Genomic DNA, 14,313 nt, shown 5'->3' with positions numbered 1-14,313 from the left:
CCCGGAAAGAAATAGCCCGATCAGTGCGACTTTTTAAAGGTACCACCATAACTATGAATCGTAACAATGAGGTCATAATTAGCTTCTGAGGCGTGGCTTACTAGTCTTTGGGCATTTAATTTTATATATTGAATTAAAGTGGCTCAAACGCTTGCTGGCTTAAGACTTATTGTTATCCAAATAGGATCAGTGGGGATCTGCTTTTTAAAGGGTCCCCACTTTATGGACTACTTGGGGCAATTTCCTGATGGCGGCTAATATATTTTTTTACGTTGCGGTTTTTCAGTTTCTGCCTATGTTCCCAACCCTGACCCATCTTATTGAATACCTATTTGGAATATATATTCCGCTTCCCGTTCAGACTTTCGGTTTCTTTGTGGCCCTGGCATTTATTTCTGGTTACCTGCTGTTTTCTGCTGAGCTTAAAAGAAAGGAGGCTGCAGGACATATAGCACCTGTTGAGATTATTATACAGCCTAAGAAGGAGATTTTGTTATGGGAATGGATAACCAATGGATTTTTAGGTTTTCTTATCGGGTATAAACTGGTTTATGCTGCAGGGAACTATGCTGCTTTTGCTGCTGAACCCGGACAAATCATCCTCTCTCCAAGGGGAAGCTTACCGGGAGGGTTGCTGCTTTGCGCAATTCTTCTTTTTACCGTCTACCTTAAAAAACGCAGGCTTTCTCTGTCGGACCATAGGCCGGTTCATATTTTAAGGCACCCTTACCAGATTATGCCTGAGCTGATCACCTGGGCTGCCCTGTTCCAGGCCATTATCAAGATCGACAGAAATTCACTGGCCAGCTTAGAGTTAAATCAACCGGTTAAGATTACCCTGCCGGATCTGCCAGGTAAAACGTTATATGGGAAAGTAGATTTTATTGAACCTACCCTTCAGCAAGGTGACAAAACGGTTAGCGCAAGGGTTTATCTGGACAATATGGAACATCAGCTGAAGGTAAACAGTCTAATCAATGCCTCAATAGAGACGGGAAAATCCAAAGGGCTTTGGATACCGAGGTCTGCTCTGCAGGATCTTGGGCAGACAAAAATAATCTGGCTAAAAAAAGGCAGCTTATACTATGCACATAGTGTAAATATTGGGACTTTCAAAGGGAACGAAATACAGATAACAAGAGGCCTTTCCGCAACCGATACCCTGGCAGTAGATGCAGGGTATTTAACAGACAGTGAGAGTTTCATCAAAACAAAGGGTCATGAATAACATAAAAAGAATTAACCTGAAAAGGATCTGTGCCTTACTGATTATTGTGCTTTCAGTAAGTATATTTAACAGCTGCAAACAAAAAGCAGAGCCGGCGGCAAAAGCAAAAAGCAAATTTTACTATACCTGTTCCATGCATCCACAGATACATGAAGACCATCCCGGCAACTGTCCGATCTGTGGCATGAAACTGATCAAGGTCGAACTTACTGGATCAGGAAATTCTGCCACGGAAAAAATAACATTGACAGCAAGCCAGATTCAGTTGGCAGGCATAACAGTTGATACGGTAAGGGAAGAAAATACAGGGGGCGAAAAACTTCTGACCGGAACAGTTGCCACGGACGAAAGTAAGGCGGAAGAGATCAGTGCAAGAGTGGCCGGACGCATACAGCGTTTATTTGTTAGGTCCGTTGGAGAAAAAATAACAATAGGTCAGGCAGTGTATTCCATTTATAGCGAAGACCTGTTATCAGCCGAAAAAGAATACCTTTTGGCCAGGCAGCAGCAGAAGGTATTAAATAATCCTGACGTCGATTATGAGGCCATGATCAAGACAGTAGAGCACAAGTTATTGTTATGGGGCCTGAACTCCGCCCAGATCATAAATCTTTCTTCTTTGTCCAAAACTTCGGCCACTGTTACCATATACAGCAAGGTTAACGGAACGGTAAGCGACATAGCCATCCACGAGGGTGATTACGTAACTGAAGGGATGGCTATATTAAAAACGCAAGGGTTAGCCAATCTATGGATAGAGGCGCAGTTATATGCCGGCGAAAGCGGAAACTATAAGGAAAATGACATGGTGAATGTCTCTTTTCCAGATCTGAACGGACAGGTTGTTAAAGGCAAGGTGGAATTTGTAAATCCTGAACTATCAGATGAATCTAAGGTTGTGCTCATCCGGATCGCAGTTCCAAATACGCAGGGGCTGATCAGGCCGGGGATGTTGGCATACATTTCCATTGGTAATGGAAAACAGAATGCTGTTGCTGTGCCCACATCTTCAATACTAGCAGGAGGTAAAGGCAATAAGGTATGGATCAAAAATCGTGATGGAAGTTTTTCTGGAAGAAAGGTCAATACCGGAGCAGGGAACGGGGGCTATGTGCAGGTATTGTCTGGCATTTCACTAGGTGAAATAGTGGTCACCAGTAGAGCCTACCTCTTGGAGAGTGAATCGATATTCAAAAATGGAGGGTAAGGTTATGATTTGGTGCGTCATATCTTATGGATAAATACCCATGGTAAGTAAAATTTGGCATAGTATGTAGCTTGATTGCGCTAATACTGTCTGGACCTTGGTGAAAAGCAAATCCAGCATTTGACAGGTCGGAGTCTGCGAAACGAAATTACTTTTCGAGGGGCCGAAAAATATTGAAACAAGTTCAATGTCAGAAATTTGAGGTGATTTTCTAATATAATTATATAAAAGATATGGGAAATTATATAAATTTAATTTTGCATCTTTATATAGATTTGTAGTCTGATGAAAACCAAAGCCATCTTTCTTTTAGTGATTTTTCTGCTCAACACTGTTGTTGGCCTTGCCTGTGCAGTTGGAATGGAAAGAGATAATCATGGAGAAAGTGATGTACATGTTTCCTCTAAAAAGAATAATCACAAACATGATCATCAGCATAAAGGTGCACATGTGCATAAACACAGTGCTTCAAATGGACCGAATCTTTCAAAAGAAGATCCCTGTTGCAAGACTCTGGTCAACGACCTTGTGGTTCAGGGGAAGCTTGTTCCCCAAAGCGTTAAAAACCAGGTTATCCTACCTGTTCTATTGCTTCCAGATTATAATTACAACTTTTTAATTCCTTCTGTCAAACTGGCTCTCAAAAAGAGCGTTTACGCCGGACAGCGGGAGCGGCCACCCAACAGGGACATCCGGATTTCCATCAATAGCTTTCAGATATAAGATTTCACCAAGAATTACCAATAGAGCCCGTGTTACATTGACATGGTGCCTGGCTTTCGCGCGGCCAAAACTCCTGCGGAAAGAGTGTAAACATTTAATCTTAAAATCATGAAAAAAATATTTTTTCTGGTTGCCCTATTGGCAATCGTTTTCACTGGCCGCGTCCTTGCGCAAAATAGCCAGACACAGTCACTTTTAACTTCTTATTACGATATCAAAAATGCATTGATAAATGCAGATGCGACAGTCGCCGCCTCAAAAGCCACTGAGTTTTCCAGAGCGCTGGGCAGCATGGACATGAAGTCAATGCCAGAAGCCGATATGAATATATTTATAGGTTTACAGGATAAGCTTGCCTTTGATGCCAAGCACATATCGGAGAGTAAGGATATTGCCCATCAGAGAGAATATTTCGCAACTTTTTCTGCCAATCTTTTTAAACTGGCAAAAGCCGTTAAACTCACCAAAGCGCCTGTTTATTATACCTATTGTCCATTGAAAAAGAGCTATTGGCTTTCTGATAACGCTGGTATCAAAAACCCTTATTTCGGTAAGCAGATGCTGACCTGTGGTGCAGTAAAGGAGACTATCAAATAATTCATATTGTTATTGAGCGGACATTTAGCATTGTGATGTTTTGGTCCGTTCAATATAGCTGTATGCATATATTCTACATACAGCTCGAAATAATTTATTCAAGATATATCAAAAACAATGAAAACATTAATATATAGCCTTCTGGGCCCACTATTTTTCCTTGCCGCCTGTACAAATGGCAAAAATGAAAAGCAAGATTCCGCTGTTGCGGATTCCACGACCAAAAATGTTTCTAGGGAAACCAATAATGTAAAAAAATCCCAAACGGCTGCGCTTTTATCCGGCTATCTGAAACTGAAAAATGCCCTGACCACGGACGATGATAAACAAGCTGCCGCCGCAGGCAGTGAAATGGTCGCAGCGTTCGCCAGTTTTGATGAAAAATCATTGACTTCGGAGCAGGCCAGGGCATATAGCGATATTCGGGATGATGCCAAAGAGCACGCAGAGCATATCGGTTCCAATGCAGGCAATATTGCCCATCAACGTGAGCATTTCGATATGCTGAGCAAAGACATGTACGATATGATCAAGCTCCTTGGCACTGACAAGCCCCTGTATGTGGACCGTTGTCCCATGTACAACAATAACAAGGGTGCAATCTGGGTGAGTGAGATAAAGGAGATCAAAAACCCTTACCTTGGAAAAACGATGCCCACCTGTGGCACTGTCAAAGAAGAACTGAAATAGCACAAAAATGACGGGCATAAAAAAAACCTTTCTTGGGCTATTAGTTATCTTCATGCTTATGCAGATCTTACAGCCTGCACGCAATAAAAGCGCGCAGGCTATGCCTCAGGATATATCCACACTTGTTCCTATGCCTGATGATGTGCAGGGGATACTTAAAAAATCATGTTATGACTGTCACAGCAACAACACGGAATATCCATGGTATGCCTATGTTCAGCCGCTTCACTGGTACCTTAACAGTCACATACGATCGGGAAAAGAGGAGCTGAACTTTAATGAATTTGCCGGCTATACCTTGCGGAGGCGTCAGAACAAACTGCGGGCCATAGAAAATAGCTTAAAAGATGGTACAATGCCGCTTTCCTCTTATAGCCTGATCCACAGAAATGCAATATTAGATCCAAGGGAAAAGTCGATACTCATAAAGTGGGTACAGAATTCAAGGGATAGTTTGAACAGAAAGAATCTCACTGCTCTTTAAATTAACAAAGAAATGAAAAATATATTAACAGTCTTTTTATTGATAATTTATTCTGTGGTTTCCGCCCAGGATATGAAGGGAATGAAAACGGACAAGAACGGCAGTGCTGGTCAGTCCAGGGTAATCTATACCTGTGTGATGCACCCGGAAATACAATCGGAAAAACCCGGTAACTGTCCAAAGTGCGGAATGAAGCTTATCCTGCAGAAAGGTAAAGTGGATAAGGCAAAGACAGCTGATCCGGGCAAAAAGAAGCAAGGTACAAAAAAGGGAGCTATGGAAGGCATGAAAATGCTGGCAGAAAAATTGGAAAGTAAGCCAAAAGAGGAATCAGTAACCTATACCTGCCCAATGCACCCTGAGATCCATGACTCCAAACCTGGCAACTGTCCCAAATGCGGGATGAAGCTAATCAGGGAAAAGCCCAGGTCAGCGCCTGAACAGAATGGGGGAACAAAGGAAAGTTCCAAAAAGAGTGAGGATATGGGGGATATGGCGGGCATGGCAATGGATGATAACAGTTCTGACATGGAAAATATCAAAACTGCAAAGGCCAATTTGGGCCCGATTAAGACCGTTGCGAATAAATTTCCACCACGTACCGTGCGTTATGATCTTTACATAGCCGATACAACGGTAAATTATGGGAGAAAATCAAAGCGGGCAATTGCGGTAAACGGTCAGATCCCCATGCCCACACTGACCTTTACGCAGGGCGATACCGCCCTGATCTACGTGCACAATAATCTCGACGAGGAAACCGCGCTGCACTGGCACGGACTTTTTCTTCCGAACAAGATGGATGGTGTTCCTTTTCTGACCCAAATGCCGATCAAACCGCACACTACCTACATCTATAAGTTTCCCATCGTCCAACATGGAACGCACTGGTACCACAGCCACAGCGGCCTTCAGGAACAGATAGGTATGTATGGGGCATTTATCATGAACAAACGTACGGAGTGGGATATTCCAACCCTTCCAGTAGTCATTAGCGAATGGACAGATATGAAGCCCGAGGAGGTTCATAGAAGCCTGAAAAATGCCAACGACTGGTTTGCCATCAAAAAAGGGACTACCCAGAGTTATGCAGAAGCGATCAGGACCGGACATTTTAAAACAAAGGTAGCCAATGAATGGAAGCGCATGAATGCCATGGATGTGAGCGATGTTTATTATGAAGCCTTTCTCATCAATGGGAAAAATCAGAACGAACAGCCGCAGTTCAAGGCTGGGGACAAGGTAAGGCTGCGTATTGCAAACGGTGGAGCCTCAGATTATTTCTGGCTTAAATATGCAGGGGGCAAGATTACCGTTGTCGCTACCGATGGAAATGATGTGGAGCCTGTAGAGGTCGACAGGCTGATTATAGCGGTTTCCGAAACCTATGATGTAGTGGTCACGATTCCGGAAAATAAGAGCTATGAATTTTTGGTCACTCCTGAAGACCGTACGGGATCAGCATCACTATGGCTGGGCAAGGGAGAAAAGGTCCATGCAGAGAAAATGCCCAAACTGAAGTATTTTGCCGGAATGAAAATGATGAACGATATGATGGATATGAGCGGCAATATGGTACAGATGGAAGGCATGAAGATGCAGAACCAGATCATGGATATGAATACGGTGATGTACCCGGAGGTAACCGGTGAAGAAAATTCAAAAACAGAGAAAAAAATGAAGGGGATGCCTGGTATGCAGATGTCTGGTGACAAGAGCATGGCAGGGATGAATATGGAGGCAGAAACCGCCGATATCGTTACTCTGAACTATAATATGCTTCGAGATCCAAAGAAAACAACCCTGCCAAAAGGCCCATGGAAGGAACTTAAGTTTGACCTTACAGGAAATATGAACCGTTACGTCTGGACGCTGGATAACAAAACCGTTTCTGAAAGCGATAAGATACTGATAAAAAAGGGCGAAAATGTTAGGATAATCCTTTACAACAACAGTATGATGCGCCATCCTATGCACCTTCATGGCCATGACTTCAGGGTAATTAACCGGCAGGGAGAATATGCCCCGATGAAGAACATTATCGACATCATGCCCATGGAGCGGGATACCCTTGAATTTGCAGCAACAGAGCCAGGAGGCGACTGGTTCTTCCACTGCCATATTCTCTATCACATGATGAGCGGTATGGGAAGGGTATTCAGTTATGAGAATTCTCCGCCTAATCCCGAAATCCCGGACCCCAAGCTGGCACAGCGAAAACTTTTCAGTGATGACAGGGCATTTCATCCAATGGCACGCATCGGAATCGAAACCAATGGCAGCGACGGAGAGATTATGCTCGCCAATACCCGTTACCGCTTTACCACTGAATGGCGGATTGGGTTTGACAAGGAAATGGGCTATGAAAGTGAAAGTCATTTTGGAAGATATATCGGGAGAAACCAATGGCTATTGCCCTATATCGGATGGGATTTTAGAAAAAGAACGGTTGATCCCTTGGACAAGAATGTTTTCGGGCAATCACTTTCGCCGGGAAACAACCTTTTCGGGCAGGGAAATACCAAAAATTTCAGGCAGGTATTTCATTTGGGAGTTCAATATACCCTACCACTGCTGATCGTTGCAGATGCTTCCCTCGATCACAAGGGGAATGTCAGGTTTCAGCTGATGAGGGAAGATATCCCCGTTTCCAAAAGACTGCGCTTCCAGTTTATGGTCAATACCGATAAGGAATATATGGCCGGATTCAGGTACATCGTTACTAAGTATTTTGGGCTTTCAACACATTATGACAGTGATATGGGCTATGGCGCCGGATTGACATTAAGCTATTAACAAATCAAAAACATGGAACACACCTATAAAATAACCGGAATGAGCTGTCAGGGCTGCCGGAGCAAAGTCGAAAATGTGCTGAATGCGATTGATGGCGTTTCTGCACAGGTGACCCTTGAACCTGCTGAAGCCGTCATAACTATGCAAGAACATATCCCGACGGAAAAGCTGCAGGAGGCTCTTTCTGCCGCCGGACATTACGGTATTGAAATGGCAGTTCAGGGAAAACATGTTCTAAAATCTTCAGAACATCCTAATCATGATCATTCAACCCATGAGCAAAGTCCCAAGGTTGAAAATGATGATAAAAATGAAGCGGGAGGCCTGTTTTATTGTCCTATGCACTGTCAAGGTCAGAAGACTTATGATAAGCCAAGTCATTGCCCTGTATGCGGGATGGACCTGGTAAAACAGCCTGCCAAGAAACAGGCATCTCAATTTACCTGCCCCATGCATCCCGAGATTATCAGGGACAAACCAGGATCATGTCCGCTCTGCGGAATGGACCTGGTACCTACAGGGACAAACCTTGAAGAAGAAGATAAAACTTATGAAACCCTGCTCAAAAAGTTCAAGATTGCAGCAGGTTTTACCATACCCATTTTTGTTATTGCCATGACGGAAATGATTCCCAGCAATCCTTTGTTTGATCTAATGGAACTTAAATACTGGAACTGGGTTCAGTTTTTTCTTTCTATTCCGGTGGTCTTTTATGCAACCTGGATGTTCTTTCAGCGTGCATGGCAATCCATCATTACCTGGAAACTGAACATGTTTACACTGATTGGGATTGGTGCCGGGGTATCCTGGGGCTTCAGTATTGTCGCCCTTCTATTCCCCGGAGTTTTTCCTGATCAGTTTAAAACACATCACGGCACCGTTTTCGTTTATTTTGAGGCGGCAACCGTGATTCTTACGCTGGTACTTCTCGGTCAGCTTTTGGAAGCCCGGGCGCATGGCAAAACCAACAGCGCCATTAAGGAGCTGTTGAAGCTGGCACCTAATTCAGCAACAAAAGTGGTCGGGGATAAGGAAATATCAGTATCTATTGATGATATTCAGAAAGGAGATCTGCTGAGGGTAAAGCCTGGTGAAAAAATTCCGGTGGATGGTAGTATTAAGAACGGGGAAGCTGTAATTGATGAATCCATGATCACAGGAGAACCCCTTCCTGTTGAGAAAAAGATAGGGGATAAAATCAGTTCAGGAACCATCAATGGTAAAAAGACCTTTGTCATGCTTGCCGAAAAGGTAGGCTCAGAAACACTGCTTTCCCAGATCATCGAAATGGTCAATTCCGCCAGCCGCTCAAAAGCGCCCATCCAAAAGATGGCCGATAAAATTTCAGGTTATTTCGTGCCTGTTGTGGTATTGATTTCTATTGTAACGTTCGTGGTATGGGCAGTATACGGCCCCGATCCGGCCTATGTTTATGCTTTTGTAAATGCAATCGCGGTATTGATTATTGCATGCCCATGTGCGCTAGGCCTGGCTACCCCAATGTCGGTAATGGTGGGAGTAGGGAAGGGCGCTCAGTCTGGTATACTGATCAAAAATGCGGAATCTCTTGAGAAAATGAATGCTATTGATGTAGTGGTCATCGATAAAACTGGTACGGTTACAGAGGGAAAGCCCTCGGTTGAAAGTGTGGTTAGCGTAGATAAGGGCTTTACCGAAAAACAGATCCTGGAGAAAATTGTGGCTTTGAACAGCAGCAGCGAACATCCATTGGCACAGGCAACTTTGCGTTATGGGGAGGAAAACGAAATATCCGTTAAGGCTATATCCGACTTTGAGGCCGTTACCGGGAAGGGCGTAACAGGCAGTCTGAATGGGGAAAGACTGGCTTTGGGGAACCAAAAACTGATGGAGCATGTTAAAGCGGCGATTGATCCTAGTCTGTCCGAGCAGGTTAGTGCCGCTCAAAGGCAGGGCAAGACGGTTTCTTATTTGGCCGTTGGAAATAAAGCAGTGGGGTTTGTTGTGATTTCGGATAAGATCAAGCATTCCAGCACAGCTGCTATTCTAAAGCTCCAGCAGGAAGGCATCAAGGTAATCATGTTTACCGGAGACAATGAGGATACAGCGAGGGCAGTAAGCGCAACTTTAAATCTGGATGGGTTCAAAGCTCAGATGTTGCCTGAAGATAAGCTGAATGAAATAAAAAAACTACAGGCCGAAGGCAAAAAGGTAGCCATGGCAGGTGACGGCATCAATGATGCCCCTGCACTTTCCCAGGCTGATATCGGGATTGCCATGGGCACGGGAACAGACGTTGCTATCCAGAGTGCCTCGATTACATTGGTGAAGGGGGATTTAAACGGGATCGCAAAAGCAAGGTTGTTGAGCCATAAAGTAATGGGCAATATCAAAGGAAACCTGTTTTTTGCCCTGGGATACAATGTATTGGGGATTCCGATAGCGGCTGGTATTTTATATCCGTTTTTTGGAGTTTTACTTTCTCCCATGATAGCTGCACTCGCGATGAGTTTTAGCTCGGTTTCCGTTATTTTGAATTCCCTGAGATTGAGAAATGCCAAAATCGACTGATATTTTTTTAGTAGAGGAAAAAGGCAGATGCTGTTACCGATGGCCGTTGCGTGAGGATAACAGGGGATATTTGAAAACGCTTCCGGCGCATATCAGGTTAGAATATAAACTGAGCGGTGAAAAACTAAATCTTGTTTTCGCGCACGGCAGTACCAGTAGTATAGATGAATACATACTGATAGACACAGATGCAGACTATGTTTTGGAAATGCTTAAAGAAGCTGATGCAGATCTGCTTTTTGTGGTGCACTTCCACAAGCCGTATCACAGAATTTGGAAACCCCATATTGAAAGTTCAAACATGTGATCAACCTGGGATCCCTCGGAAAGCCTAACGACGGTGACCCAAGGGGTTGTTACCTTATGTTCACTTAAATGCAGGCTGTTCTACAACCGATGCAAATAGTATTGAAATTGAATTCAAGCGTGTCGAGCACGACGTGGAAGCATCCCCCACAGCTATCATAAACAGTCCCCCTGTCCGGTGAGTTTGCTGATGCCTTGAAGCTTGCGAAATAACCCCAATCAATTGGACAGTCAAATTTGAGGGTGCCAGGCTCTTATTCTTCATTTACAGATCTTGCAATCTATTATATCACATAACAACAACACAGAGTATTAGTAAATTTTATACTTTTACACCGTGAAATTCATTGCCCTGGTTTTATCTCTCATCGTATATACGCTAACCGCGGTACCATGCTGCGCTTTAGCGCGAGAAGATAGCCATGTACTGAAAACCGATAAAGCGGAAAAACATGCTTGCAGTGAACATAACGATAATTGTTGCAAAGGCTGTTCACCGTTTTATGTCTGTGGTACCTGTATCGGCTTTACCATCACTACACGGACAACGATCGTTTTTGCGGCCCAGCTTTTACCTGTACAGCATAATACGGCTTACATCCCACTTCAGCTACAGGCCATTTCAATTTCTATCTGGCAGCCGCCCAAACTTTCGTAGTTTATTTTTCCCTCGTCCTAACCGGACATATTTATCGAAATCATTATTTAAAGATCATTATGAAAAGAACGATTGTGGTTTTGGCTATACTGTTGTTTACAGTTACCGCCTTTGCCCAAAATAGATATAAAGCCGTCATCAAAGACGCAAAGACAAACCAAGTACTTCCAGGAGCTACGTTAAAAGTTCTTGGAACGACCATTGGCGCTAAATCAGATAGTGCAGGTAATGCAAGTATTAATGGTATACCCTCAGGTAAACAGATCATTCAGTTTAGTTATGTAGGCTATCAGACCAAAACTGATACGCTGACCTTTCCCCTTGCTGAAACTAACGTTTTGACTATTTTACTTACTGCAGCTGAAGAAGACCAGGAACTAGAGGATGTAGTGATCTCAGCTACAAGGAGCAGCCGTACCATTGATAATATTCCTACACGGGTTGAGGTCATCGCCGGGGAAGAACTGGACGAAAAAGGTAATATGAAACCTGGCGACATCCGCATGATGCTGGCAGAAAGCACAGGCATCCAGACCCAGCAGACTTCTGCGACCAGCGGAAATTCCAGTATCCGCATACAGGGACTGGACGGAAAATATACCCAGATCATTAGGGACGGTTTTCCATTATACTCTGGTTTCTCGGGTGGATTGGGCCTGCTTCAGATTGCCCCATTGGATTTGCAGCAGGTAGAGGTGATCAAAGGTTCATCGTCCACCCTTTACGGAGGTGGAGCAATTGCTGGACTGGTGAACCTGGTTTCTAAAAAACCGACTGAAGCGCGTCAGCTTAATTTCCTTTTAAACGGTACTTCTGCTTTGGGACTGGATGCCAGTGGTTTTTATGGACAGAAATTTGATAAAATAGGTATCACGGTTTATGGTGCATACAACAAAGGGACTGCCTATGATCCTTCTGATATTGGCTTAACCGCTATCCCCAAGTTTGACCGTTTCACCCTGAACCCCAAACTATATTTTTATTTCAATGATGCGACTACGCTTTTGGCCGGAATCAACGCCACAACTGAAAAACGGATTGGCGGCGACCTGGAATATGTGAAGGGAAATGGCAGTGCTGCCCATTCTTATTTTGAGGAGAATAAAACCGGGCGTTACAGCTCTCAGGTTGAGTTGGATCATAGACTGAGCGAAAAGGAAAAGCTTGTTATCCGCAATTCGGTGAGCTATTACGACCGGAGTATTGGGTTGCCAAATTACCTTTTTTCAGGCGTTCAAGTGTCAACCTACAGTGAGGCCAATTATAGCCGTAACGGAGAAAAAGCAGACTGGGTGTTGGGGGTGAACTTTTTGACCGACAATTTTAAGGAAGACCAGAACAGTGACAATGCACTCAGAAGTTACAATTATAATACCATTGGGGCATTTGCACAGAACACCTGGAACATATCTAAAAAAATTAGTCTTGAATCAGGAGTAAGGGGAGATTACCACAATGAATACGGATTTTTCTTCTTACCAAGAATTTCCGGATTGTGGAAGATCAATGAACATTTTTCTACCCGATTAGGCGGTGGTCTGGGTTATAAGGCACCAACTGTATTTACCGAAGATGCTGAGCGGATCCAGTTCAGAAATGTAGCGCCTTTAGATGTGGCCAATACAAAGGCGGAACGCTCTTATGGCGCCAACTATGATGTTAACTATCGCACCTCATTGTTTGACGGAGCGGTTGGATTCAGCATCAATCAGATGTTTTTTTATACCCGTATCAATAACCCGATATTGCTGACTGCTGCTAATGGAGCCAACCTGACCTATGTTCAGCCTAAAGGTAATTTAGATACCAGGGGAATGGAAACAAATGCCAAAGTAACCTACGGTGATTTTAAACTTTTCATCGGTTATACATTAGCGGATGTGAACCAGCATACAGGAGGCACCAGCACAAATTATCCGCTGGTTTCAAAGCACAGGGTAAATAATGTATTGATGTATGAGCTTGAAGATAAATGGAAGATCGGTGCCGAAGCATACTATTTCAGCAAACAGAAGTTAAACGATGGTGCCACTGGTAAAAGCTATTGGACAGCTGGTCTGATGGCAGAAAAGCTTTGGGAACGGTTTTCAATTTTTGTGAATTTTGAGAATTTAACGGACACCAGGCAGACCAGCTTTGATTCGATCTATACAGGTAGCATTACTAGCCCTGTTTTCAGGGACATCTATGCGCCTGTAGATGGGTTTGTAGTAAACGGAGGGATAAAATTCAAACTTTAAACCTGTAGTAATCGACTTTTCTGGGTAGTGGATTCACATTTTAGCCGGGCCAGGGATTTGATGGCCAAAAAATCCCTGGCTGGCTGAATAATTGAAGCTTTCGGTGCGGTTAAAAGACATTTCCCATCAGAAGAGTCTATGCTGGCCGATAAGGTCTGTTAGTGGAAGATTCAGGCTTACCTCTGGACTTATCTCATCAATAAATGAAAACTTCCTTCCCTTTTTACCCAGATTATATGAAGTTTTTTGATTTGGGCAAAGAAGGTTTCCGTTTGGTTGTTCAAGTGGTGGAACTTTTGAATGATGGGTGAAAACCTATAGGCTATGATTATTTTAATAAAAAAGTATTAAATTTTTTCAAACCAGGACTAAAAAAAAATGTTCCTAAATAAATTTATATATTTGGTAAAATTTTGAAAGTGAAAATATCCAGTTTGTTTCTCTGCTTCATTATCGTAATACTCAGCTGCATTCCATGCGCTGACGTATTGGCTATGGGTAAGTTGCATGGTGGACCATTAACTGAAAAAAGCATAACAACCCATTCTACAGAAAAAGAACGCAGTGATTTCTGTTCACCGTTCTGCGTTTGTTCCTGCTGTAATACCACTTCTGAAGTTATTTCTTCAACACCTCTTGTGGTAATCTCAAAACCAATAAGCTCAGAATATAATGAAGCTTACATGGGTGAGGTTATCTCTTTACCATTATCTGTTTGGCAGCCGCCTAAATTAAGTTAAAAATCGATCTTCATTTCGATGCTATGTTTTTGCCCGTATAATCCATACGAGGCTACGCTGTGCATTGATCTGGTTTTTTTATTTTTTACTTAAT

11 protein-coding genes are annotated in these 14,313 nt (G+C 43.3%); all 11 read left to right on the top strand.

The features are described 5' to 3' along the window. Positions 1–295 precede the first annotated feature (295 nt). The 11 genes from O0931_RS15675 (at position 296) to O0931_RS15625 (ending at position 14,219) form a co-directional block, all read left to right on the top strand. The gene (locus tag O0931_RS15675; protein ID WP_159435276.1) at positions 296–1,228 is read left to right on the top strand and encodes an efflux RND transporter periplasmic adaptor subunit; all 933 of its coding nucleotides are present in this window, start codon (positions 296–298) and stop codon (positions 1,226–1,228) included. Beyond that, entirely contained in the window at positions 1,221–2,435 is a 1,215-nt protein-coding gene (locus O0931_RS15670; RefSeq protein WP_056095258.1) for an efflux RND transporter periplasmic adaptor subunit, read from the top strand. The genes O0931_RS15675 and O0931_RS15670 overlap by 8 nt, the downstream gene beginning before the upstream one ends. A 285-nt stretch (positions 2,436–2,720) precedes the next feature. Further along, complete coding sequence (locus tag O0931_RS15665; protein WP_056095255.1) at positions 2,721–3,158, top strand: hypothetical protein; 438 nt, start codon at positions 2,721–2,723, stop codon at positions 3,156–3,158. Positions 3,159–3,266: 108 nt separating this feature from the next. Next, positions 3,267–3,755 (top strand): DUF3347 domain-containing protein, encoded by a 489-nt coding sequence (locus O0931_RS15660; protein ID WP_056095252.1) that lies wholly within the window; start codon positions 3,267–3,269, stop codon positions 3,753–3,755. A 117-nt stretch (positions 3,756–3,872) separates the two neighbouring features. Next, a complete protein-coding gene (locus tag O0931_RS15655) occupies positions 3,873–4,445 on the top strand; it encodes a DUF3347 domain-containing protein (RefSeq protein ID WP_056095249.1) in 573 nt (190 codons plus the stop codon). Between the two features lie 7 nt (positions 4,446–4,452). After that, a complete protein-coding gene (locus O0931_RS15650; RefSeq protein ID WP_056095245.1) occupies positions 4,453–4,929 on the top strand; it encodes a heme-binding domain-containing protein in 477 nt (158 codons plus the stop codon). A 12-nt stretch (positions 4,930–4,941) separates the two neighbouring features. Next, positions 4,942–7,725: a multicopper oxidase domain-containing protein gene (locus tag O0931_RS15645; RefSeq protein WP_082489585.1), complete on the top strand. Its 2,784-nt coding sequence runs from the start codon at positions 4,942–4,944 to the stop codon at positions 7,723–7,725. Positions 7,726–7,737: 12 nt separating this feature from the next. Beyond that, positions 7,738–10,275: a heavy metal translocating P-type ATPase gene (locus O0931_RS15640; RefSeq protein ID WP_090985884.1), complete on the top strand. Its 2,538-nt coding sequence runs from the start codon at positions 7,738–7,740 to the stop codon at positions 10,273–10,275. After that, positions 10,259–10,582 carry a hypothetical protein gene (locus tag O0931_RS15635; protein WP_056095240.1) on the top strand — a complete coding sequence of 108 codons (324 nt, stop codon included), beginning with the start codon at positions 10,259–10,261 and terminating at the stop codon, positions 10,580–10,582. Before O0931_RS15640 ends, O0931_RS15635 begins: the two co-directional genes overlap by 17 nt. Before the next feature lie 716 nt (positions 10,583–11,298). Beyond that, a complete protein-coding gene (locus tag O0931_RS15630) occupies positions 11,299–13,479 on the top strand; it encodes a TonB-dependent receptor (protein WP_056095233.1) in 2,181 nt (726 codons plus the stop codon). Positions 13,480–13,898: 419 nt separating this feature from the next. Further along, complete coding sequence (locus O0931_RS15625) at positions 13,899–14,219, top strand: DUF6660 family protein (RefSeq protein ID WP_146202963.1); 321 nt, start codon at positions 13,899–13,901, stop codon at positions 14,217–14,219. Positions 14,220–14,313 lie beyond the last annotated feature (94 nt).

Source organism: Pedobacter rhodius (genome assembly GCF_027213645.1).
GTDB classification, from domain to species: Bacteria; Bacteroidota; Bacteroidia; order Sphingobacteriales; family Sphingobacteriaceae; genus Pedobacter; species Pedobacter rhodius.
Note: the sequence above shows the minus strand (reverse complement) of the source record. Positions and strands in the feature narration are given on the sequence as shown.